We start from the raw sequence: 22,541 nt of genomic DNA, 5'->3' as shown, positions 1-22,541 counted from the left end.
ACCCCGTCCCGGCCGCCCGCGTGGGCGGCCGGGACACCGATCCGCGTTCGGAGGAGCAGCATGCAGCGTGTCATCCGCGCCCCCCACCGGGCGGGCCCACCGGTCCGCGCCCTGCCGTCGGAGGTGCGCCGTGCAGCCGGCTGACGCCGCCTTCGCCGCCGCCCTGGTGGCGGGGACCCGCTGCTACGGGCACACCACCCGGCTCGCCGGGCAGGACCTCGCCGCGCAGGTGCAGAGCTGGCGGGTCGAACGGGCGTACACCACCGACCTGCCGGCCGCGATGCGGGCCTTCACCGGCAGCTCCTCCGCCCAGCTCGACCTGCGGCTCTGCGGCGCCTACGGCGTCAACGCGCCGGCGCTGTACTCGCCGTGGGCGCCGACCGGCAGCGGCGACGTGGTCCGCCCGGGCCAGTCCGTGGTGCAGACCACCGGGCTGAACACCGGCCTGCAACTGCCGGTCTTCCGCGGCACGGTCCGCAGCCGCAGCGCCGACTCGGGCACCGACACCGTGCAGATCACCGCGCTGGACGGCGCCGAGCGGCTGCGCGGCCCGGCCCACCTGCCACGGCCCTACCCCGCGGCGGGGGCCGGCCGGCCGATCGCCAGCGCCACCTGGTGCGTGGACGAGCTGCTGCGGCAGGCGTTCATCGACACCTGCCCGCCGCCGCGCTACCGCGACGAGGTGGACGGGGCGCCCGCGACGCTGCTGTACGCCTCGCTGCACGGCGGCTTCGCGGCGACCCACGGCACGCCGCAGAGCGTGCCGGACCCGAGCGCCTACAGCTGGAGCCGGGCCGCGGCCCCCTACGAACTCGCCGTGGTGCCCGCCCAGTCGGGGCTCACCATGAGCTGGAAGCCGCGCACCCTGGTGGTGGTCCCGGGCTCGGGGGTGCTGCTGGAGGTGACCGTCAACACCCTGGTCGGCGCCCCGCGGGGCCACCGGGTGAGCCTGGGGCTGGTGCTGGACCGGGCGGGCAGCGACTACGGGGGCATCCAGCTGACGGTGGACTTCGCCACCGGCGTGGTCACCGCCTTCTCCGGCCTCTACGGCTCGGCCACCGGGCAGAGCGCCACCTGGAGCTTCCCCACCCTGGTCGGCAGTACCGGCCTGTGGCACCTGGCCGCGGTCGTGGACACCGGCCAGTCGCCGGTGGGCACCTCGGACGGCCGCGGGAACTGGGTGACCCGGGCGCCGGTGGTGGTCCCGATGCTGCGGGCGCCGGACGGCACCCTGCTCACCGGCCCGGGCGCCACGCTGGGCCCGGCCGGCAACCAGCCGCTGGCGGAGATCGTCGGGGTGGAGCTGGTCACCGACTTCGCGGCCGAGTGCCTCCAACTCACCGGCGGGATCACCGCGCAGTGGCCCCTCGCCTCCCTCGAGCAGCGCGACTGGAGCCGCGGGGCCACCCTGGACGAGGTGACCCTGCCGCTCTACAGCGTGCCGGTGGTCTCCGGCAGCCAGTGGGACGTGATCGGCGAGATCGCCAAAGCCGCTCTGGGCACCGCCGAGTTCGACGAGTCCGGGGTGTTCCGCTGGCGCAACCACACCCGCTTCCTCACCGCGCCGACCCGCCCGCAGCGCACCCTCACCTCGGTGGGCGAGATCGCCTCGCTCACCGTCTCCGAGGAGATCGACGCCTGCCGCAACTACTGCGTGCAGCCCTACCAGGACTGGTCGCAGGTCGCCTGGACCACCGAGACGGTCGTCCTGGACAGCCAGGTCGAGATGATCCCGCCGAACGACCAGCGGGTGCTGACTTACCTGATGGACGAGCAGGAGTACGACGTCGGCGCGCCGGTGCCGGACGACGACGTGAAGGTGCAGCCCGACGGGTCGGTGCTGCGCTTCGCCGCCGCCGGTGTGGCGGGCGCGGCCCCGGCGAAGGGGGCGATCTCCACCGGGGCGACCCGCTCCGGCGGGACGCTGACCCTCACCCTGCGCAACCGCTCGACCGTCCCGCTCTACCCGGTCGCCCGCGCCGGCGGCTCCTCGCTGCAGGTCGTGACGCACAAGCCGCAGAGCGACCCCGTCCAGCGCCAGGCCGTCGCCCAGGACCCGCTGAGCCAGGCCAAGTACGGCCTGCAGCAGTACACCGCCGACGCCACCGGCTGGGTGCAGGACCCGGCCACCGCGCAGGCCCTGGCCAACGCGCTGGGAACCGCCGGCGCCTTCCCCGCGCCGCTCTTCGGAGGCGTCGAGGTGCTCTACGATCCGCGGCTCCAACTCGGCGATGTCGTCGAACTGGTGGACTTCTCGGGGGCCTACCTGGACCAGCTCGCCTGGGTGGTGGGCCTGACCGTGGAGGCCTCCGAGGACGGCGCCGTGCAGCAGACCCTGACGCTGCGCGGGACGGCCGCCAACCTCGGCCCGGGCAACCCCGCGCTCGTACCGGACCCGCCGGTGGACGCCGCCGTCTGGACCCGCCGCAGCTACGGCCAGGTCCGCGCCGGCTACCCCACCTACGGCGACCTCACCGCCACCGGCGCCAGCTGCCGCGACCTGCTGTCGCACTGATCCGCGGCACGCCTCGGCAACCGGCCCGACCCAGCTCCCCAGGAGGCATCCAGATGAGTACCCCACCGGCGGCCGCCACGCCCCTCGAGGTGATCCTCGACCCCGTCCAACTCGCTTGCCTGGTCGACCAGGTGGCCGCGGGGCTGGGCCTGCTGCTGGTCGCCGGCGACCCGGCGACGGGCGGGCCCGGAGGCCCGGCCGGCGGCGCGGGCCCGCACCCGCCCGCCACCGTGATCACGGTGGCCCCGCAGTTCCCGGTGCCGGACCCGCAGGGCGCCCAGGCCCCGCAGGGCGGCGCAGCAGCGTCGGACGCGAACGGAGCCACCTCGTGAGCAAGTTGACGCCACTGAGCCAGCTGCCCTATCCGGAGTCCACCGACCCGGCCGACATCCCGACCCATCTCCAGCTGCTGGCCCAGGCGTTGGACGGCCGCACGGTGCTGCGCTTCGACAGCACGGCGGCCCGCGACGCGGCCATCGCCCAGCCGGTGGCGGGCATGCTGGCCTACGTCAAGGGCTCCGGCTTCACCTGCTACACCGGAACGGCCTGGCTGCCCTACCCGGTCCAGGACCCACCGTTCGCCCTCTACCAGCAGAGCGCCAACCAGTCGGTCCCGAGCACCACGTCGGTCGCCATGGTCTTCCCGGCCCCGGTGATCGACACCGCGGGCGGCTACAAGCCGGCCAACCCGACCCGCTACACACCGACCGTGCCGGGGTACTACCAGGTGACCGGTCAGGTCGCGTTCAGCGTGGACGTGAACGGCGGCCGCTGCCTCAACGTGATGAGGAACGGCGCGATCATCGCCCAGTCCGCGGCCGCCGCGATCACGACCACCTACTACAACACCACGGTCAACGCGACGGGGTACGGATTCTTCAACGGGACCACCGACTACGTCGAGCTCTACGCGCACCAGAACTCGCCCAACACCCTCACCACCATCGCGGACGGCGTGAAGCTCACGGTCGTCCGGATCCACAGCTGATCCGCCCTCATCTCCAGGAGGACCCATGCAACTCGTCACGCGCGCGGACCTGGGCTGGCCGGCCTCACCGGCCGCCGACCAGCCCACCACACTCGGCGTGAAGATCCACTACGAGGGGACCCCGGTCTCCCCCGACCTGCTCGGCGACCACGCCAAGTGCCTGCAGGAGTGGCAGGACATCCGCGCCTCCCACCTGGCCAACAAGGCCGAGGGCTACGTGGACGTGGCCTACAACTTCGCGGCCTGCCCGCACGGTTACCTGCTGGAGGGCCGCGGCCTGCGCAAGGAGACCGCGGCCAACGGGGACCAGCCGCTCAACCACGCGCACTACGCGATCGTCGGCCTGGTCGGCTCGCAGGGCCTGACCCAGCCCACCGACGCGATGCTGAACGCCCTGCGCGACGGCATCGACTACCTGCGCGCCAACGGCGCCGGGGAGGAGGTCAAGGGCCACCGCGACGGCTACGCCACCGACTGCCCGGGCGACGCGCTCTACGGCTGGGTGCAGGCCGGCGCCCCCCGCCCGGGCGGGACCCCGGCGCCCGCGCCCGTCTCCGCCCCGCAGCCCGCCCCGGCGCCCGCCCCCGCCCCCGACCACCCCGGCTGGCCGGGGGAGTACCTCGAGGTGCGCTCCCCGATGCTGCACGACGACACCGTGCGCACCTGGCAGCAGCGGATGGCCGACCGCGGCTGGTCGATCACCGTGGACGGCTGGTACGGCCCGGCCTCGGCGGCCGTCTGCCGCCAGTTCCAGCAGGAGAAGGGCCTGCAGCCGGTCGACGGCATCGTCGGCCCGATCACCTGGGACGCGGCCTGGACCGCCCCCGTCACCAACTGAACCGAAGCAACGAAGGAGCCACCCGATGTCCGATGCCGCCCGCCGCACCGTCCGCACCGCCGTGCAGAGTCTGCTCGGCCTGCTCGCCGCCCTGCCGCTGCTGCTGAACGGCTCCGGCCTGCCGCAGACCCTGCCGGGCCTGGGGACGGCGCTGGCCGTCTCGACCGCGCTGACCCGGCTGATGGCCCTGCCGGGCGTGCAGCCGCTGCTGCCCGGCTGGCTGCGCACCGCCGCGCCCGCGCAGGCCGTCGCCGCGCCCGCCGCGGCCGCGCCCGCGCAGCCCGTCGCCCCGGTTGCGCAGGAGCAGCCTCGATGACGGACGGCGCCACCGGTGTGCAGTCGGTGGACGCCGTGGTCGTCTGGTGCGGCGCGCTCGCGGGCCTGGCCGCCGCCCTCGGGCTGGCCTGGCGGCTGACCGCCGGAGTTCGGCGGATCACCCACCGGATCGACGAGTTCACCGCCGACTGGAACGGCACCCCGCCGCGCCCGGGCGTCCCCGCGCACGACGGGGTGATGGCCCGGCTCGGCGGCATCGAGCAGCGGCTGACGGCGGTCGAGCACGAGCTGCGGCCCAACAGCGGCAGCAGCATGCGCGACGCCATCGACCGGGTGGACGAGCGCACCCGCACCTTCGCGGGCAGCACGGCCACCGCGGCCACCGCCGCCATCGCCGGGAGGGACGACAGCGCGGGAAAGTAGCGCCCGCACGGGGCGATCGGGGGGACACCAGCCGGTGTCCCCCCGATCGTTGCGTTGCGGCCCCTCCCCAAATCCCCGCGCACCCCCTACGCTCGCGCCAATATCTTCGTACCGGCCAGTAGCGCTGCGCCGGTGGTGAGCGAGGTACGGATGTCGACCGAGGTCACGGCGCGGCTGCGCCAGGCCCGCACCGCCCTGCTCGTCAGCTTCCTGCTGCAGGGCGCCACCTTCGCGCTGCTGGTCACCCGGATCCCGGGCATCCAGCGCCAGTACGGCCTCGACGACGGCACCCTGACGATCTTCCTGGCCGCGGTGCCGATCCTCGCCGGCGTCGGCTCGGTCTGCTCCGAGCAGCTGGTCAAGCGGACCAGTGCGCGCACAGTGCTGCGGATCGTCCAGCCGGCCGTCTGCCTGACCCTGGTCGCGGTGGGCCTGGGCGACCGGCTCTGGGCGCTGGGCCTGGCGCTGGGCGCCTTCGGCCTGCTGGTCGGCGCGCTGGACGCCTCGATGAACATGCTCGGGGTCGGCCTGCAGCGCCGCTACGGCCGCTCGATCATGCTCGGCTTCCACGCCGCCTTCAGCCTCGGCGGGATCCTCGGGGCACTGCTGGCCAGCGCCGGCGCCCACCTGCACCTGCTGGTGCTCTTCGGCGCGAGCGCGGCGGTGCTGATCCCGGCCGCGCTGCTGGTGGGCCGCCGCTTCGCCGGCCCGGCCGAGCTCGGCGACGCGGTGGCCAGGGCCACCGAGGCCGCCGCCCGCTCGATCCCCTGGTCGCCGCTGCTGCCGCTCTGCGCCGCGATGGCCTTCGCCTACATCGCGGACGCGACGGTCTCCAACTGGAGCGCCAAGTACCTGACCGAGACCCTGCACAGCAGCGACCGGGTGGCCGCGCTGGGCTACGCCGGCTACATGGTCGCGCTGCTGCTCGGCCGCACCTTCGGCGACCGCGGGGTGCAGCGCTGGGGCGCGGTGGCGGTGGTCCGCACCGGCGCCGGCGTCGCCGCGCTGGGCCTGGGGCTGGCCGCGGTGGCCCCCGCGGCCTGGGCCGGCATCGCCGCCTTCACCGTGCTGGGGATCGGCATCTGCGCGGTCATCCCGCAGGTCTTCGCGGCCGGCGGGCGGCTCTTCCCGCGGGACTCGGACGCGGCGGTGGCCCGGCTCAACCTCTTCAACTACGTCGGCTTCCTGGTCGGCTCCCCGCTGGTCGGCGCGATCGCCGGCGCCAGTTCGTACCGCTGGGCGCTGCTGGCGCCGATGCTGCTGGTGCTCGCGGTGGTCCCACTGGCCGGGCACTTCGCGCCCGCCGCGGGCCAGCCACTACCGTTGGAGCATGCCCCCAGCCGAGCCTGACCAGCCCTGCAGCCTGCGCCTGCTGTGGGACGAGGCGGTCACCACCTACGACTTCGGGCCGGGCCACCCGATGGACCCGACCCGGCTCGCGCTCACCATGCGCCTGGTCGAGGCCTTCGGGCTGCCCGCCGCCCCCGGGGTCAGCGTCGCCGCGGCCCCGCCGGCCGGCGAGTCCACGCTGGCCCTGGTGCACCGTCCGGAGTACATCGAGGCGGTCCGCCGGGCGGCCGCCAACCCGGCCGCGCTGGACGAGCGGCACGGCCTGGGCACCGAGGACAACCCGGCCTTCCCGGCGATCCACACCGCCTCCGCGCTGATCGCCGGTCAGTCGGTGGGGGCCGCCGAGGCGGTCTGGAGCGGCGCCGCCACCCACGCGGTGAACTTCGCCGGCGGCCTGCACCACGCGATGCCGGGCCGGGCGTCGGGCTTCTGCATCTACAACGACGCCGCGCTGGCGATCGCCCGGCTGCTGGAACTCGGCGCCGAGCGGGTGCTCTACGTGGACGTGGACGTGCACCACGGCGACGGCGTGCAGCAGGCCTTCTGGGACGATCCGCGGGTACTCACCGTCTCGCTGCACGAGCACCCCAGCACGCTCTTCCCGCAGACCGGCTGGTCCACCGAGACCGGCGGCGAGGGCGCCCCGGGGTCGGCGGCCAACCTGCCGCTGCCGGCCGGCACCGGCGACGCCGGGTGGCTGCGCGCCTTCCACGCCCTGGTCCCCGAGCTGGTGGCGGGCTTCGCGCCGCAGGTGATCGTCAGCCAGCACGGCGCGGACACCCACCTGGAGGACCCGCTGGCGCACCTGGCGGTCACCCTGGACGCCCAGCGCGTGGTGGCGCACAGCCTGCACGCGCTGGCCCACCGGCACTGCGGGGGGCGCTGGGTGGCGCTGGGCGGGGGCGGCTACGCGGTGGTGGACGTGGTGCCGCGCAGCTGGACCCACCTGGTGGCCACCGCCGCCGGCCGTCCCCTGGACCCGCGCGCCGAAACCCCCGAGGAGTGGCGAGCCGAGGTCTACCGGCGCACGACGCAGCAGGCGCCGCTGCGGATGACCGACGGCCGCGCACCGCAGTGGCGCGACTTCGAGGACGGCTACGACCCGGGCGACCGCCTCGACCAGGCGATCCTGGCGGCCCGCCGCGCGGTCTTCCCCCAGCACGGCCTGTTGGCGTGACACCCGGTCCGCCACCCGCCGGGGCTCCGGCGTCCGGTCCGCCGACGTCCGGTCCGCCGACGTCCGGTGCACGGCCGGTCACCCGCGAGCAGCTCACCGAGCACCTGCTGCGCCGCCGGCTGGCCGGCCCGCGGGTGCCCACCTCGCGCCAGCAGAACCTGCGCAGCTACCGGCTCTTCGGTCAGGGCGACGGCGAGGCCCTGATGGGCCTGGAGCCCGAGGGCCGCTGGGGCCCGGGCGCGGTGCTGGCGCTGATGGCCGAGCGCTGCGGCGTGCGCCCCGACTTCTCCTACGGCCAGGGCCCCGACACCATCGACCCCGAGCTGACGCTGGCCGCGCTCGACCGGCTGGCCGCGCTGCTGAGCCGCACCGCCCGGCGGCGCGGCAGCGTGCTGGCCGGCACCGGGCACCCCACCCGGTTGGCGGGCTTCTACGGGGCGCTCGTGGGGGCGCTCGCCGCGGCCGGCTGCCCGGTGCGCACCCCCGGGCAGGGGGCCCGGCTGCGGATCCCCACCCCGGGCGGCGACCGGCTCTGCTTGGTGGACCGGCTCGGCCCGGTCCTGGTGCTGCGAGCGCTTGACGCGCCCCCGCGCAGTGGAAGACTCGGCTCCGGACCGGCCCGCGGGGCCGGCGAGGACCTGCAGCACACCCACTCGGCGCTGCCGGTGCGGCTCGCGGTGGCGGCCCTGGCCGAGTCCGGGCATCCGCCGCCCGACCTGGTGCTCGGCGACCACGGCTGGCTCTGCGGCGCGGGTCGGCTGGGCCTGGCGGCCGGCGGACTGGCCGACTCCAACGACCCGGCGCCCTTCGTCGGCGAGGCGCAGGGGACGGTCGACGTGGTGGTGCCGGTGGACGACGGAGCGCAGCCGGGCTGCTACAGACTGCTGAGCGACTACGTACTGCAACGGGCGCATCTCTGACCGTACAAGGACTCGGCGCAACCCTCTTCCCACTGGTACCACCCGCAACTACTCTGGGGATACGCGTGTGTCGGTCGAGTCACCGGAGGGGAAGCCGGTGCCTTGCACACGGAATCTACGAGGTCGGGTGAGGGTCATGAGTTCCGGCGAACGCCCCCTGCAAGAGGTCAACTTCCTGACCGTGGCGGAAGTCGCCTCGGTCATGAGGGTGTCCAAGATGACGGTCTACCGGCTGGTGCACAGTGGAGAGCTGCCGGCCATCCGGGTCGGGCGCTCCTTCCGGGTGCCCGAGCAGGCGGTCCACGACTACCTCAAGGACTCCTATGTGGGCCGTCAGAGCGCCTGATCACCGGGTCCTTCCGGTCCCGATTACGGTGCTGGCCACCAGGACGGTAGGCTAGGCCCTCCGTCAGTCGTATGGACTCCGTCTCTCACGGGCGGGAGTCTCAGTGAGCGAGGGTTGTTCCGTGGGCTCTGTCATCAAGAAGCGTCGCAAGCGTATGGCCAAGAAGAAGCACCGCAAGCTTCTGAAGCGGACCCGCGTTCAGCGTCGCAACAAGAAGTAACACCTGCGGAGCTCGCTCCAGGTGCACAAGCTGCCCGTCCCGGCCGAAAGGCTCGGGGCGGGCAGCGCTCGTTTCGGCCCCCCGACGCGGTACGGTGCAGGCACGGTCGTGGGCACGGCCGTAGGCAGGGAGGGTGGCGCACCGTGGGCAAGGTCGTGCTGGTCACCGGCGTGGCCAGGCAGCTCGGGGCCCGCTTCGCCGAGCGGATCCGCCGGCAGCCGGGCGTGGACCTGGTGGTGGGGGTGGACGTCGAGCCCGCCGGCCGCCGGCCGTTCCCCTCCGGTGACCCGCAGGGCCAGGCGCCGCCCGCCGAGTACGTCTTCGCGCCCGCCGACCTGCGCCGCCCGGCGATCGCCCGGGTGCTCGCCGAGTACGCGGTGGACACCGTGGTGCACCTCAATGTCAGCGCCACCTCGCCGGCCGCGGTGGGTCGCGCCGCGGTCAAGGAGATCAACGTCATCGGCTCGATGCAACTGCTCGGCGCCTGCCAGCAGTCGAGCACGGTGCGCCGGCTGGTGGTGAAGTCCACCACCGGGGTGTACGGCTCGACGCCGCGCGACCCGGCCGTCTTCGGCGAGCAGACCCAGCCCAAGACCCTGCCGTCGGGCGGCTTCGCCAAGGACGCCGCCGAGGTCGAGGGCTACGTGCGCGGCTTCGGCCGGCGCCGCCCGGACGTGGCGGTCTGCGTGCTGCGCTTCGCCAACATCGTGGGCCCCGGCGCCGACACCCCGCTCAGCGAGTACTTCACCCTGCCGGTGCTGCCCACCGTGCTCGGCTACGACCCGCGCCTGCAGTTCGTGCACGAGGACGACGCGGTGGAGGTGCTGCGGCTGGCCACCCTGGACCCGGCCGCCGCCGAGGCCCCCGACACCGCCCCCGACACCACCGGCACCAGGAACACCGGGACCTTCAACGTCGCGGGGGAGGGCGTGCTGCTGCTCTCCCAGTGCGCCCGCCGGCTCGGCCGGCCCACCGTGCCGATGCTGCTGCCGGCGCTCGGCTGGGTGGCGGCGCTGGCCCGGCAGACCCGGGTCTCGGACTTCTCGGCCGAGCAGATCGGCCTGCTGATGCACGGCCGGGTGGTCGACACCACCGCGCTGCGCGAGGTCTTCGGCTACCAGCCGCGCTTCACCACCCCCGAGGCGTTCGCCGACTTCGCCGCCGGGCAGAGCCGCGGGCTGCTGCCGCCCGAGCGGCTCACGGCGGTCACCGACCGGCTGGCCGCCCTGCTGCGACACGACCTTCCCGCCACCGGCGACAGGAGCTGAGCCCCATGACAGCCGCGCGAGAGTACCTGACCGGCGAGGCCAAGGTGATCCCGATCGAGTCCGCCCCCAGCTGGGGCGCCGAGGGGACCACCGGCGCCGCGGCCGAACCCGGGCCGGGCACCGAGGCGTTCGCCGACCGCCTCGCGCAGCGGGTCGGCGCTCTGCTGGCGGGCCGGCTCGGCTCGGCGGCCGAGTCCACGCTCGGCAAGGGCTGGGAGGACCGGGCGGCGAACGGGCTGGCCTTCCTGCGCCGCCGGATCACCGGCGACTACGAGGTGGACGAGTTCGGCTTCGACCGGGAGCTGACCGAGGAGGTCTTCCTGTCGCTGCTGCGCCCGCTGGCCGAGAAGTACTTCCGGATCGAGGTCCGCGGGATCGAGAACATCCCGGCCGAGGGCGGCGCGCTGGTGGTGGCCAACCACTCGGGGACCGTCCCGCTGGACGCGCTGATGACCCAGGTCGCGATCCACGACCACCACCCGAACCGCCGTCACCTGCGGATGCTCGCCGCCGACCTGGTCTTCCTGCTGCCGGCGGTCGGTGAGCTGGCCCGCAAGGCCGGGCACACGCTGGCCTGCAACGAGGACGCCCAGGCACTGCTGGAGCGCGGCGAGGTGGTCGGGGTCTGGCCGGAGGGCTTCAAGGGGATCGGCAAGCCGTTCGCGGACCGCTACAAGCTGCAGCGCTTCGGGCGCGGCGGCTTCGTCGCCTCGGCGCTGCGGGCCCAGGTGCCGATCGTGCCCTGCTCGATCGTGGGCGCCGAGGAGACCTACCCGATGCTCGGCAACGCCAAGACGCTGGCCCGGCTGCTCGGCCTGCCGTACGTGCCGATCACCCCGACCTTCCCCTGGCTCGGCCCGCTCGGGGCGATCCCGCTGCCGACCAAGTGGACCATCCAGTTCGGCGAGCCGATCCGCACCGACGGGCACCCGGTGGAGGCCGCGGAGGACCCGATGCTGGTCTTCAACCTGACCGACGAGGTCCGCGAGACCATCCAGCACACGCTCTACAAGCTGCTGGTGGACCGCCGCTCGGTCTTCTTCTGACGCACCGCCCTTTGCCGGTGCACCCGGCAGCACGCATGACGCGGCGCGCGGCGGTATGGCTACCCGCCGCGCGCCGCGCGCCGTGAACGGCCGTCAGCTGCCGTCCAGCCCCAGACCCGGCAGCAGACCCGGGATCAGCGGCGGCAGGTTGAGCCCCTGCCCGCCGCCGAGGGGCGCGCCGCCGCCCACCGGCGGTGCGCTCGCCGGGGCACTGGCACCCGGCTGGGCGACCGGCGAACTCTGCGGGCTGCTCTGCGGCGTGCTCGACGCCCCGGGGGAGGCGCCGGCCGAGGCACCCGAGCCGGCCCCGCTCAGGCTGCCCGTCAGCCCGTTGACCAGCCCGCCGACCGGGTTGCCGCCGGCCGGCAGGGCCGGGCTCGCGCCGCCGCCCTGGCTGACCGCAGCGCCGGCCGAGGGCTGGGCACTGCCCGCCCTGCCGCCGGGGGTGGCCGGCGCCGCCGAACCGCCGCCGTCCCGGCCGCCGGGGCTCGCGCCCTGGTCGGCCGCCGGGCCGCTGGAGTCGCCGGTGGACGGCTTCAGCGGGTGCGAGGAGGGCCTGGGCTGCTCCGGAGCGAGGTGCAGCGGCGCGACGTCCGCGCTGATGTCCCCGAAGAGCTGGTCGACCTGACCGGCCTCCGGGGTCAGCTGCGCCGGCAGCCGGCCCTGCAGGGCGGCCCAGTGGTCGTCCTGACCGTCGGTGAAGGCGGCCAGCTTGCGCATCGGGTCCAGCGAGCCGTTGGCCCGGTAGACCGAGCGGAGCAGGTCGCGGCCCTTGGCGGCCTCCGCGTGCATGTCCCGCAGCGCGGAGCCGAGCCGGTCCACGGTGTCCGGGCTCAGCGCGCCGGTCCCGCCGCCACGGCCGACCAGCGACCGGGCCTCGGCGAGCCGGGTGCTGGCCTGGTCCAGCAGCAGCGCGCCGCGCTCGGAGTCCGAGCCGGCCAGGTCGAACCGCAGGCCCTCCAGCCCGCGCTTCATGCCGTACAGGGTGTCCCCGGGCAGCGCCTGGCTGCTCGCGGCGGCCACCCCGGCGAAGCTGCCGACGGTGACCCCGGCCACCAGGCCGGTGATCGCGAACCGGCGGCTCCAGCGCCGCCGGGTGGTGCCTCGCTCGGCGCGGTGCCGGCGCTGGTGGGGCACCGTCGGCAGGCCGCCACCGGCCGCCACCTGTTCGAACGCGGCCATCAGCTGGGCGCGTTGGACCGTCCGGACCTCAACATCCAGTCCGGGCGCGGTGATCGCGCCCAGCGCATCTGCGGTGTCGAGGAGTTGCCCCATCGCCGCGGTGCTCGCCGGCTGTCCCGTCCGGTGGGCCGCCAGCGCCTCGGCGAAGGCCCTCGCCCGCCGGTGCTCCAGTACGTTTGCCGTCACGGGCCACACCTCCCTTCGTCGTTGTCGACTCCCCGGCCTGCCGGACGGTTGCCACGGCGGGCCAAATCCACTCCTTCGGGTGACTGCCCACGGCTTGGCTTGACCGCGCGTCCCGAAGTGGTTTGCACGCTGGGCAACGAGTGGTGCGGGTGGTCGGTTACGCACGAGTGATCATGTGACCGCATTCTCACCCGGACGTGTCGCCGCGGTCCCGGGAGTGACCGGACGTCAGATATGTTCATCGGGCGTCGGGCGGCAGCAGGCGGGCCAGGGTGCGGACCGCGCGGTACTGCAGGGTCTTGATGGCGCCCTCGTTCTTGCCCATGATGCGCGCCGTCTCGGCCACCGAGAGGCCCTGCAGGAACCGGAGCGTGACGCACTCCTGCTGCTGCGGGTTGAGCCGGCGCACCGCGTCCAGCAGGGCGGCGTTGGAGAGCGACTCCAGGACCGAGTCCTCGGGGCTGCGCTCGCACTCGTTGGAGTCGAGCATCTCCCCGGTGGTCACCTCCAGCCGGAACCGGCTGGACTTGAAGTGGTCGGCGACCAGGTTGCGCGCGATGGTCACCAGCCAGGCGCCGAAGTCCCGCCCCTGCCAGGTGAAGGTGCCGATCCGGCGCAGCGCGCGCAGGAACGTCTCGCTGGTGAGGTCCTCGGCGGTGGCCCGGCTGCCGACCCGGTAGTAGATGTACCGGTAGACCGTGTCGCAGTAGTGGTCGTACAGCCGCCCGAACGCCTCGCTCTCGCCGGCCTGGGCCCGCTCGACCAGCTCCATGATCGGGTTGTGCTCGGTCTCGGTGCCCTGGTGCGGCAGGGTCCGGGCCCGGCCCCGGGTGCCGGAGCCGCCGGGGGCGCCCCCCGCGGCGCCCCGGCTGCGGGTGCCGGCCGGCCCGGCGGCGGTCGAGCGCATGGCCAGGCCCGGCGGGAGGGGTCCGCCCGCCAGGGCCGGTTCGGGTCCCAGGGAGAGCAGCAACTGGCTGTGCAGCAGGGAACGCAGGAGGCGCAGGTTGCGCGCGGCGGGGATCGCGATCGGGAGCGCGGCGCGGGAGAGGGAACGGCTCGCGGTGACGGGGGGCGACGGGCGGGTGGGAGCAGGCGCGTCGTTCCGGACGGGTGGGTACACGGGACTCCCAGAGGCAGAACTGTGGACGGGTCACCTCCGCCTGCGCGGAGAGCACACTCCCCGTCACCCCGCCGGGGGGACACCTGGGGTGGGCGTGCATCCAGGAGAGAATAACGCTTTGTGCAATGACAGCTACACCCTGTGGCCGAAGTGGTCGATTAGGATCCACTTCACGTGGTATATGAGCTGAAAGTGACCGAACAAAGCTCCGAACTGCGCGCTTGCGGTGATCAGTCGGGAGCCGAGTGTGACCGATTACGAGGTCGGACGCGCAGTTTCCCGGCTTCTGGGCCTGCCAATCCCAGACTTTCCGGGGCGTTCGAACGATCAGATCCGGTCAGCGCGTCGGCCGCACTGATCCGGCGTCAACCGCGCTTTCGGCGCAGTGCCGCGGCGGCCAGCGCGACGCCCGTCGCGGCCCCCAGGGCGACGGCGGCCGGCACCCCGATCCGGGCCGCCTTGCGGCCGCTGCGGAAGTCCTGCACCCGCCAGCCGTGCGCCCGGGCGTACTTGCGCAGCCGCCCGTCGGGGTTGACCACGAACGGGTGTCCGACCAGCGAGAGCATCGGGATGTCGTTGGCGGAGTCGCTGTAGGCGGCGCAGCGGCCCAGGTCCAGCTGCTCGCGCCGGGCCAGCGCGCGCACCGCCGCCGCCTTGGCCGGCCCGTGCAGCATCTCGCCCACCAGCCGCCCGGTGTAGCGGCCGTCCACCGCCTCCGCGACGGTGCCCAGCGCGCCGGTCATGCCGAGCCGGCGGGCGATGATCCGGGCCACCTCCTGCGGGGCGGCGGTCACCAACCAGACCCGCTGGCCGGCGTCCAGGTGCATCTGCACCAGCGCCCGGGTGCCGGGCCAGACCTTGGCGGCCACGATCTCCTCGAAGATCTCCTCGCAGATCGCCTCCAGGTCCGCGGTCGGCTTGCCGGCGACCAGCGAGAGCGCGGTGTGCTGCGCGTCGGCGATGTGGCTCGGGTCCTCGGTGCCGTGCAGCCGGAACCAGGCCTGCTGCCAGGCGAACCTGGCCACGTCGCGCCGGGAGAAGAAGGCCCGCCGGTAGAGCCCGACCCCGAGGTAGAAGACCGCGGCGCCCTGCAGGATCGTGTTGTCGCAGTCGAAGAAGGCCGCGGCCTGCGGGTGGTCGGCGTCCTGCGCGGCCAGCTGTGCCGCGCTGGGGCGGGTGCCCGGCCCGCCGACCGGCTCGTCGGCCGTCACGGACAGCGGCGGCGCCTCGCGCAGCGCCTGCTCGGCGGCGTCGGCGGCGGCCTCGCCCGCCAGGGCGGTCCGCTCGGAGGGGGAACGCCTTGCCTGGGTGAGCCTTCGCAGCGCGGCCATGGCCCCGAGCATAGTCAGCCGCGGTGAACAAGGGGGTACGGCCCGGCCGCAGGTCGGGGACGTGCCGAGGACGTCGCCGTCCCGTCCGGGGCCGCCACGGCGCACAATGGCCCGGTGAGTCCACTGATGCGCCGCGACAAGAGCCGCAACCCCGCCGACCGGAAGGTCACCCTGATCGGCAAGCCCGGCTGCCACCTCTGCGACCGGGCCCGGGAGGTGATCGTGCGGGTCACCGGCGAGCTCGGCGTCGCCTTCGAGGAACTCGACATCACGCGCGACGAGAAGCTCCACCGCAGCTACGCGGAGCAGATCCCGGTGACCCTGATCGACGGCCGCCAGCACGACTTCTGGCGGGTCGACGAGAACCGCCTGCGCAAGGCGCTGTCCTGACCCACCGGCCGGCGCCCCCGCCGTTCGGCGGGTGTCGTCGGCCGAATCGTTGTCTGGAAAACCCAACGGGGGCCTGGGTTTCGCCCGCTCCTCTGCTTACGATCTATCACGTTCAGCGCCGTTGGGGCCCGAACGGATCGGGGTCGAACGGAGGTGGGTCGTCGTGCTGCTCGGCCGTGCCGGCGCCGCCCCCGCGGGCGGCTTCGCCGTGGTGGACGTCGAGACCACCGGCCGCAGCCCCTGGCGCCACCGGGTGGTGGAGATCGCCGTCGTGCTGCTGGACCACGCCCTGGACGCGGAGCTGGAGTTCGCCACCCTGCTCGACCCGCGGGGGCCGGTGGGTCCCACCCATGTGCACCGGATCACCCAGGCCGAGGTGGTCGGCGCCCCGAGCTTCCGCGAGATCGCGCCCTTTCTGCTCGAACTCCTGGCCGGACGCGTCCTGGTGGGCCACCATGTGAGCTGTGACCGGGCCTTCCTGGAGCGCGAGTTCGCCCGGATCGGGGTGCCGCTGCCGGCGGTCCCGCTGCTCTGCACGATGCGCCTGGCCCGGCGCCACCTGCCCCAGGCGCCCGGGTTCGGCCTGGCCGCCTGCGTGGCGGCGGCGGGCCTGGCCGACTATCCGGCGCACACCGCACTGGGCGACGCCCGGGCCGCCGCCGACCTGTTGCGGTACTGCGTGGTCGCACGGTCCGCCCCGCTGGCGGACTGGGTCGAGCCCCTGCCGCAGGCGGCGGGCGTGCCGTGGCCGCGGCTGGGCCGGCGGCCGGTGCCGGCCGCCCGGCAGGCCGGGCGACACCCCGGGGTCCCGGCGTGATGCGCGTCACTGTGACGGGACAAATCGGACACCATCTTTGTGCACACGTTCACAAACGCATAGCCTGGCAGCCAGAGCCCAGCTTCACCCACAGGAGCACCGTGGCAATCGGCCGATCCACACCCAGAACCTCGCCCCCCAGCCCTGCCGACGGAGGCTCCATGCGCCGCACCCCTGTGGGACGTCAGACCCGTGCCCGGGGCATCCCCGAGGCCACCGTGGCCCGGCTGCCCCTCTACCTGCGGGCGCTGACCGCGCTCTCCGAGCGCTCGGTTCCCACCGTCTCCTCGGAGGAGCTGGCCGCCGCGGCCGGGGTCAACTCGGCGAAGCTGCGCAAGGACTTCTCGTACCTGGGCTCGTACGGAACCCGCGGGGTCGGCTACGACGTCGAGTACCTCGTGTACCAGATCTCCCGTGAGCTCGGCCTCACCCAGGACTGGCCGGTCGTGATCGTCGGGATCGGGAACCTGGGCCACGCGCTCGCCAACTACGGGGGCTTCGCCTCCCGCGGCTTCCGGGTGGCGGCCCTGCTGGACGCCGACCCGGCGGTGGTCGGCAGCAGCGCGGCGGGCCTGCCGGTGCGGCACATGGACGAACTGGAGTCCATCGTGGAGAGCCAGCAGGTCTCCATCGGTGTGATCACCACGCCGCCGGGCGCGGCCCAGCAGGTCTGCGACCGGCTGGTCGAGGCGGGCGTCACGAGCATCCTGAACTTCGCGCCCACCGTGCTGACCGTTCCGGACGGCGTGGACGTGCGCAAGGTCGACCTCTCGATAGAGCTTCAGATCCTGGCCTTCCACGAGCAGCGCAAGGCCGGCGAGGAGCCGGAGTCCGGGCGCGGCGAGGAGTCCGTGCTGGACCGCGCCCCCGGCCCGGTGCGCGCGGCGGCCGCCAAGCTGCGCCGTGCGGCCGGCGGTGCCAAGGACGCCAAGGACGGCAAGGCCGAGAGCGGCAAGGCCGAGGCGGCCAAGGGCCAGGGGGCCAAGGCCCAGGGCGCCAGGGCCGAGCAGCCGCGCGGCGAGAGCGAGCGCTCGGCGGTGATGCCGGCATGAGTTTGCTCGTCGTCGGTCTGTCCCACCGGACCGCACCCGTCACCGTCCTGGAGCGCGCCGCGCTCACCGGGGACGTCCCCACCCGGCTGCTGCACGACGCGGCGGCCACCGCCACCGTCTCCGAGGCGGCCCTGCTCAACACCTGCAACCGGATCGAGCTCTACGCGGACGTGGACAAGTTCCACGCCGGCGTCGCCGAGCTCTCCCTGTTGCTCGCCCACCACAGCGGCGTGGACCTGGAGGAGCTCACCGGGCACCTCTACGTGCACTACGAGGACCGCGCCGTGCACCACCTCTTCTCGGTCGCCTGCGGCCTGGACTCGATGGTCGTGGGCGAGGGTCAGATCCTGGGCCAGCTGCGCGACTCGCTGGCCCGCGCGCAGGAGGAGCACACCGCCGGCCGCGGTCTCAACGAGCTCTTCCAGCAGGCCCTGCGGGTCGGCAAGCGCGCGCACAGCGAGACCGGGATCGACAAGGCCGGCCAGTCGCTGGTCACCTTCGGCCTGGAGCTGGTGGCCGCGGGGGCCGGCGAGATCGCCGGCAAGCGGGCCCTGGTGGTCGGCGCCGGCTCGATGAGCTCGCTGGCCGCCGCCACGCTGTCCCGGGCGGGCGTGTCCGACCTGGTGATCGCCAACCGCACGCCCGAGCGGGCCGAGCGCCTCGCGCAGAGCCTGGGCGCGCGCACCGTCGACTTCGCCAAGGTCCCGCAGGCGCTGGCCGACGTGGACCTGGTGATCTCCTGCACCGGCTCGGCCGGCGTGGTGATCGCCGCCGCCGACGTGGCCACCGCGGTGGCGTTGCGTGCCGGCGCGCAGCCGCTGGCCTTCCTCGACCTGGCGATGCCGCGCGACGTGGACCACGCGGTGCACGAGCTGCCCGGCGCGCTGCTGGTCGACCTGGAGTCGCTCTCCGAGGCCGACGCGGCCACCCCCGGCGCCGGCGACGTGGACGCGGTCAGCGGCATCGTGGCCGACGAGGTGGCCGCCTTCGGCGCCGCCCAGCGGGCCGCGCGGATCGCCCCGACGGTGGTCGCCCTGCGGGCGATGGCCTCCGAGGTGGTCGGCGCCGAGCTGGCCCGCCTGCAGTCCCGACTGCCCGATCTGGACGACCGCTCCAGCGCCGAGGTCGCGCAGACCGTGCGCCGGGTGGTCGACAAGCTGCTGCACGCACCCACCGTGCGGGTCAAGCAGCTGGCCGCCGAACCCGGCGGCGCCTCCTACGCGGACGCCCTGCGCGAGCTGTTCGACCTCGATCCGGGGGCGGTGCACGCGGTCTCCGGCACGCCGGTGGGACCCCAGGCGCAACCCGTCACCGGTAGTCTCGCGGGCGGGGCTGCGCGATGAACCACCTTCTCGACCACCAGCACGACCGGGATGATCACGCTATGAATGGTCAACTGAGCACGCAGCAGGGCCAGTTGGACGCCGAAACGATACCGTTGCGACTGGGCACCCGGCGCAGCGCGCTGGCGATGGCCCAGTCGGGCATGGTCGCGGCCGAGGTGACGCGCCGCACCGGCCGCCCGGTGGAGCTGGTGGAGATCACCACCTACGGCGACACCTCCCGCGAGCACCTGGCGCAGATCGGCGGGACCGGGGTCTTCGTCTCCGCCCTGCGCGACGCGCTGCTCGCGGGCCGCATCGACTTCGCCGTGCACTCGCTCAAGGATCTGCCGACCGCCGACCCGGCGGGCCTGTGCCTGGCCGCGGTGCCCGAGCGCGAGGACGTCCGCGACGCCCTGGTCGCCCGGGAGGGCCTGGACCTGGAGGGCCTGACCGAGAAGTGCGCCGGGCGCGCGGTGCGGATCGGCACCGGCTCCCCGCGCCGGATGGCCCAGCTGAACGCCTGGGCCGCGGCCCGCGGCGTCGAGGTCGAGACCGTCCCGATCCGCGGCAACGTGGACACCCGGATCGGCTTCGTGCACGCCGGCGAGCTGGACGCGGTGGTGCTGGCCACCGCCGGCCTCAACCGGCTCGGCCGGTCCGCCGAGATCAGCGAGCACCTCGACCCCGCGCTGATGCTGCCGGCCCCCGGCCAGGGCGCCCTCGCCCTCGAGTGCCGGGCCGACGACACCGAGTTGGCCGCCGCCCTCGGTGCGCTCGACCACGCCCCCACCCGCGCCGCCGTCGTCGCGGAGCGTGCCCTGCTGGCCGCCCTGGAGGCAGGCTGCTCCGCCCCGGTCGCCGCACTGGCCCGGTGGAGCGGCGAGAGAGAACTGCGGCTGGAGGGCGTCGTCGGTACCGTCGACGGCGCCACCCTGCTGACGATGTCCACCACTGGCCCGCTCGCGTCCCACGAGACGGTCGAACGGCAGGCACGGGCCCTTGGCCTCGCGCTCGCCGAGCGGCTGCTCGCCGGCGGAGCGGCCACTCTGATGGGGGAGCGAGCCCGATGAGCCCCACCGCCACCGCCGACCGGTCCGGACGCTGCACCTTCCTGGGTGCCGGTCCGGGAGACCCGGGGCTGCTGACCCTGCGCGCGGTCGAGGTGCTGGCCTCGGCCGACATCCTGATCGCCGACCCGCTGACCGCCGTCGCCGTGCGCACGCACTGCCCCGAGGGCGTGCAACTGCGCACGCCCGGCGCGGTCGAGGGGGAGTCGGCGCCGCTCGACATCGGCGGCGACGACGCCGCCTCGCTGGCCAAGCTGGTCGCCGACGCGGTGCAGGCCGGCAAGCACGTGGTCCGCACGGTCGACGGCGACCCGGGCCTGGACGGCCGCGCGGCCGAGGAGATGCTGCTCTGCGCCAAGGCCGGGATCGCCTTCGAGGTGATCCCCGGCGTCGCGCAGTCGGTGGGCGTGCCCGCCTACGCCGGCGTCCCGCTGCGCGGCAGCAACGGCGCCGACGTGCGCTTCGTGGACGGCTCGGCCCTGCTGGCCGGCGCCCTGGTCGACCTCGGCGCCCCCGAGACCACCCTGGTGGTGCGCACCACGCTGGGCCAGCTGCCGGCCACCGCCGCCGCGCTGGTCACGCACGGCCGCAAGCCGGACGCCGCGCTCTGCGCGACCCTGTCGGGCACCACCACCCGCCAGCGCACCTTCACCTCCACGCTGGCCGCCATCGCGGCCGACCTGAAGGCCGCCCGAGTGCTGCCCTCGCCGGTCTCGGCCCCGGTCGACCCGGCCACCTCGGTGATAGCCGTGGTGGGCGAGCAGGTCGCGCACCGCTCGTCGCACTCCTGGTTCGAGACCAAGCCGCTGTTCGGCTGGAACGTCCTGGTGCCGCGCACCAAGGAGCAGGCCACCGGCCTGTCCGAGCAGCTGCGCTCCTACGGCGCGGTGCCGCAGGAGGTGCCGACCATCGCGGTCGAGCCGCCGCGCACCCCGCAGCAGATGGAGCGGGCGATCAAGGGCCTGGTCACCGGCCGCTACGAGTGGATCGCCTTCACCTCGGTCAACGCGGTCCGCGCGGTGCGCGAGAAGTTCGAGGAGTACGGCCTGGACGCCCGGGCGTTCGCCGGCATCAAGGTCGCGGCGGTCGGCGAGACCACCGCGCAGGCCCTGGTGGACTTCGGCGTCAAGCCCGACCTGGTGCCCTCCGGCGAGCAGTCCGCGGCCGGCCTGCTGGACGACTGGCCGCCCTACGACCCGGTCTTCGACCCGATCGACCGGGTCCTGCTGCCGCGCGCCGACATCGCCACCGAGACCCTGGTGGCCGGCCTGGTCGAGCTCGGCTGGGAGGTGGACGACGTGACGGCCTACCGGACCGTGCGCGCCTCGCCCCCGCCGGCCGAGACCCGCGAGGCGATCAAGGGCGGCGGCTTCGACGCGGTGCTCTTCACCTCGTCCTCGACCGTGCGCAACCTGGTCGGCATCGCCGGCAAGCCGCACAACGTCACGATCATCGCCTGCATCGGTCCGGCCACCGCCAAGACCGCCGAGGAGCACGGCCTGCGGGTCGACGTGATGGCCCCCGCGCCGTCCGCCTCCGCGCTGGCCCAGGCCCTGGCGGACTTCGGTGCGGGTCGCCGGGACGCGGCCACCTCGGCCGGCGAACCGGTGTACCGGCCCAGCGAGCGCCGTCCCGGCTCCCGTCGCAAGGCGCGCTGACACCCGTTCCCCGGAGGAAAGCATGTCCGACTTCCCGTCCGCCCGTCCGCGCCGGCTGCGCACCACCCCGGCGGTGCGCAGACTGGTGGCGGAGACCCGGCTGCACCCGGCCGAGCTGATCCTGCCCGTCTTCGTGCGGGAGGGCATCAGCGAGCCGGTCCCGGTCTCCTCGATGCCGGGCGTGGTCCAGCACACCCGCGACACGCTGCGCAAGGCGGCGGTGGAGGCGGCCGAGGCCGGCATCGGCGGGCTGATGCTCTTCGGCGTGCCGCAGCACAAGGACGCGGCCGGCTCCGAGGGCACCAACCCGCAGGGCATCCTGCAGCTGGCCATCCGGGACGTGGTCGCCGAGGTCGGCGACCAGCTGGTGGTGATGTCCGACCTCTGCCTGGACGAGTTCACCGACCACGGCCACTGCGGCGTGCTGGCGGCGGACGGCAGCGTGGACAACGACGCCACCCTGGAGCGCTACGCCGAGATGGCCGTGGTGCAGGCCGAGGCCGGGGTCCACATGGTCGGCCCCTCCGGGATGATGGACGGCCAGGTCGGCGTGGTCCGCCGGGCGCTGGACGCGGCCGGCCACCAGGACGTCGCCGTGCTGGCCTACACCGCCAAGTACGCCTCGGCCCTCTACGGTCCCTTCCGCGAGGCGGTCGCCTCCTCGCTCAAGGGCGACCGCAAGACCTACCAGCAGGACCTGGCCAACGCCCGCGAGGCGCTGCGCGAGCTGGAGCTCGACCTCGCCGAGGGGGCCGACCTGGTGATGGTCAAGCCGGCCATGCCGTGCCTGGACATCCTGCGCCAGGTCGCCGACCGCTCGCCGGTGCCGGTGGCGGCGTACCAGATCTCGGGCGAGTACGCGATGGTCGAGGCGGCCGCCGCGAACGGCTGGATCGACCGGGAGCGCACCATCATCGAGTCGCTGACCTCGATCCGCCGGGCCGGTGCCGAGCAGATCCTCACCTACTGGGCGGTCGAGGCCGCCCGGATGCTGCCGCGCTGAGCGGTGCGCGCACGGGACAGGGGGGGGGGGGGGCGGGCGCGGG

23 protein-coding genes are annotated in these 22,541 nt (G+C 74.4%); 20 read left to right on the top strand and 3 right to left on the bottom strand.

Features of this window, described 5'->3' with window-relative positions; all coding sequences use genetic code 11:
- The first annotated feature begins 130 nt into the window (after positions 1-130).
- From ABD323_RS04770 to ABD323_RS04710, 13 genes are all read left to right on the top strand, one after another.
- Entirely contained in the window at positions 131-2,515 is a 2,385-nt protein-coding gene (locus ABD323_RS04770; protein WP_344439532.1) for a hypothetical protein, read from the top strand.
- A gap of 53 nt (positions 2,516-2,568) precedes the next feature.
- Positions 2,569-2,847: a hypothetical protein gene (locus ABD323_RS04765; RefSeq protein WP_344439529.1), complete on the top strand. Its 279-nt coding sequence runs from the start codon at positions 2,569-2,571 to the stop codon at positions 2,845-2,847.
- Positions 2,844-3,503, top strand: coding sequence for a hypothetical protein (locus tag ABD323_RS04760; protein WP_344439527.1), 660 nt, complete (start codon positions 2,844-2,846; stop codon positions 3,501-3,503). The genes ABD323_RS04765 and ABD323_RS04760 overlap by 4 nt, the downstream gene beginning before the upstream one ends.
- Positions 3,504-3,528: 25 nt before the next feature.
- Positions 3,529-4,341: a peptidoglycan recognition protein family protein gene (locus ABD323_RS04755; protein ID WP_344439525.1), complete on the top strand. Its 813-nt coding sequence runs from the start codon at positions 3,529-3,531 to the stop codon at positions 4,339-4,341.
- A 25-nt stretch (positions 4,342-4,366) separates the two neighbouring features.
- Entirely contained in the window at positions 4,367-4,657 is a 291-nt protein-coding gene (locus ABD323_RS04750; protein WP_344439523.1) for a hypothetical protein, read from the top strand.
- Positions 4,654-5,040 (top strand): hypothetical protein, encoded by a 387-nt coding sequence (locus tag ABD323_RS04745; RefSeq protein WP_344439521.1) that lies wholly within the window; start codon positions 4,654-4,656, stop codon positions 5,038-5,040. Before ABD323_RS04750 ends, ABD323_RS04745 begins: the two co-directional genes overlap by 4 nt.
- A 150-nt stretch (positions 5,041-5,190) precedes the next feature.
- Complete coding sequence (locus ABD323_RS04740) at positions 5,191-6,390, top strand: MFS transporter (protein WP_344439519.1); 1,200 nt, start codon at positions 5,191-5,193, stop codon at positions 6,388-6,390.
- On the top strand, positions 6,371-7,567 hold the full coding sequence (locus ABD323_RS04735) for an acetoin utilization protein AcuC (protein ID WP_344439517.1): 1,197 nt from the start codon (positions 6,371-6,373) through the stop codon (positions 7,565-7,567). The genes ABD323_RS04740 and ABD323_RS04735 overlap by 20 nt, the downstream gene beginning before the upstream one ends.
- A gap of 104 nt (positions 7,568-7,671) precedes the next feature.
- Positions 7,672-8,487: a phosphatase gene (locus ABD323_RS04730; protein ID WP_425555863.1), complete on the top strand. Its 816-nt coding sequence runs from the start codon at positions 7,672-7,674 to the stop codon at positions 8,485-8,487.
- 136 nt (positions 8,488-8,623) lie between these two features.
- Positions 8,624-8,833: a helix-turn-helix domain-containing protein gene (locus ABD323_RS04725; RefSeq protein ID WP_035847941.1), complete on the top strand. Its 210-nt coding sequence runs from the start codon at positions 8,624-8,626 to the stop codon at positions 8,831-8,833.
- A 103-nt stretch (positions 8,834-8,936) separates the two neighbouring features.
- On the top strand, positions 8,937-9,053 hold the full coding sequence (locus ABD323_RS04720) for a 30S ribosomal protein bS22 (RefSeq protein WP_425311139.1): 117 nt from the start codon (positions 8,937-8,939) through the stop codon (positions 9,051-9,053).
- A 143-nt stretch (positions 9,054-9,196) separates the two neighbouring features.
- Positions 9,197-10,321, top strand: a complete 1,125-nt coding sequence (locus ABD323_RS04715; RefSeq protein ID WP_344439511.1) for an NAD-dependent epimerase/dehydratase family protein — start codon at positions 9,197-9,199, stop codon at positions 10,319-10,321.
- Between the two features lie 5 nt (positions 10,322-10,326).
- Positions 10,327-11,367: a lysophospholipid acyltransferase family protein gene (locus ABD323_RS04710; protein WP_344439509.1), complete on the top strand. Its 1,041-nt coding sequence runs from the start codon at positions 10,327-10,329 to the stop codon at positions 11,365-11,367.
- Positions 11,368-11,460: 93 nt separating this feature from the next.
- Here the strand turns inward: ABD323_RS04710 and ABD323_RS04705 are convergent, their stop codons facing one another.
- The 3 genes from ABD323_RS04705 to ABD323_RS04695 all read right to left on the bottom strand — a co-directional run bounded on the left by ABD323_RS04705 (position 11,461) and on the right by ABD323_RS04695 (position 15,186).
- Positions 11,461-12,735 (bottom strand): DUF5667 domain-containing protein, encoded by a 1,275-nt coding sequence (locus ABD323_RS04705; protein WP_344439507.1) that lies wholly within the window; start codon positions 12,733-12,735, stop codon positions 11,461-11,463.
- A 238-nt stretch (positions 12,736-12,973) separates the two neighbouring features.
- Positions 12,974-13,762: an ECF subfamily RNA polymerase sigma factor, BldN family gene (locus ABD323_RS04700; protein ID WP_425555862.1), complete on the bottom strand. Its 789-nt coding sequence runs from the start codon at positions 13,760-13,762 to the stop codon at positions 12,974-12,976.
- A gap of 458 nt (positions 13,763-14,220) precedes the next feature.
- On the bottom strand, positions 14,221-15,186 hold the full coding sequence (locus tag ABD323_RS04695) for an HAD family hydrolase (protein WP_344439505.1): 966 nt from the start codon (positions 15,184-15,186) through the stop codon (positions 14,221-14,223).
- Between the two features lie 126 nt (positions 15,187-15,312).
- On the opposite strand from ABD323_RS04695, the gene ABD323_RS04690 reads away from it, so the two are divergent.
- From ABD323_RS04690 to hemB, 7 genes are all read left to right on the top strand, one after another.
- The gene (locus ABD323_RS04690; protein WP_425555861.1) at positions 15,313-15,576 is read left to right on the top strand and encodes a glutaredoxin family protein; all 264 of its coding nucleotides are present in this window, start codon (positions 15,313-15,315) and stop codon (positions 15,574-15,576) included.
- Between the two features lie 163 nt (positions 15,577-15,739).
- Positions 15,740-16,393: a 3'-5' exonuclease gene (locus ABD323_RS04685; RefSeq protein ID WP_344439501.1), complete on the top strand. Its 654-nt coding sequence runs from the start codon at positions 15,740-15,742 to the stop codon at positions 16,391-16,393.
- Between the two features lie 161 nt (positions 16,394-16,554).
- Positions 16,555-17,445, top strand: a complete 891-nt coding sequence (locus ABD323_RS04680; protein ID WP_344439499.1) for a redox-sensing transcriptional repressor Rex — start codon at positions 16,555-16,557, stop codon at positions 17,443-17,445.
- Positions 17,442-18,788 carry a glutamyl-tRNA reductase gene (locus ABD323_RS04675; protein WP_344439497.1) on the top strand — a complete coding sequence of 449 codons (1,347 nt, stop codon included), beginning with the start codon at positions 17,442-17,444 and terminating at the stop codon, positions 18,786-18,788. Before ABD323_RS04680 ends, ABD323_RS04675 begins: the two co-directional genes overlap by 4 nt.
- Positions 18,789-18,829: 41 nt before the next feature.
- Positions 18,830-19,840: a hydroxymethylbilane synthase gene (gene hemC, locus ABD323_RS04670; protein ID WP_344439494.1), complete on the top strand. Its 1,011-nt coding sequence runs from the start codon at positions 18,830-18,832 to the stop codon at positions 19,838-19,840.
- Positions 19,837-21,495, top strand: a complete 1,659-nt coding sequence (locus ABD323_RS04665) for a bifunctional uroporphyrinogen-III C-methyltransferase/uroporphyrinogen-III synthase (RefSeq protein WP_344439491.1) — start codon at positions 19,837-19,839, stop codon at positions 21,493-21,495. The genes hemC and ABD323_RS04665 overlap by 4 nt, the downstream gene beginning before the upstream one ends.
- A 22-nt stretch (positions 21,496-21,517) precedes the next feature.
- Positions 21,518-22,498, top strand: a complete 981-nt coding sequence (hemB, locus tag ABD323_RS04660; protein WP_344439489.1) for a porphobilinogen synthase — start codon at positions 21,518-21,520, stop codon at positions 22,496-22,498.
- Positions 22,499-22,541: the final 43 nt, after the last annotated feature.

The organism is Kitasatospora nipponensis (genome assembly GCF_039528135.1).
Lineage (GTDB): Bacteria > Actinomycetota > Actinomycetes > Streptomycetales > Streptomycetaceae > Kitasatospora > Kitasatospora nipponensis.
The sequence above is the reverse complement of the archived record's forward strand: the minus strand, read 5'-3'. Positions and strand labels throughout refer to the sequence as shown.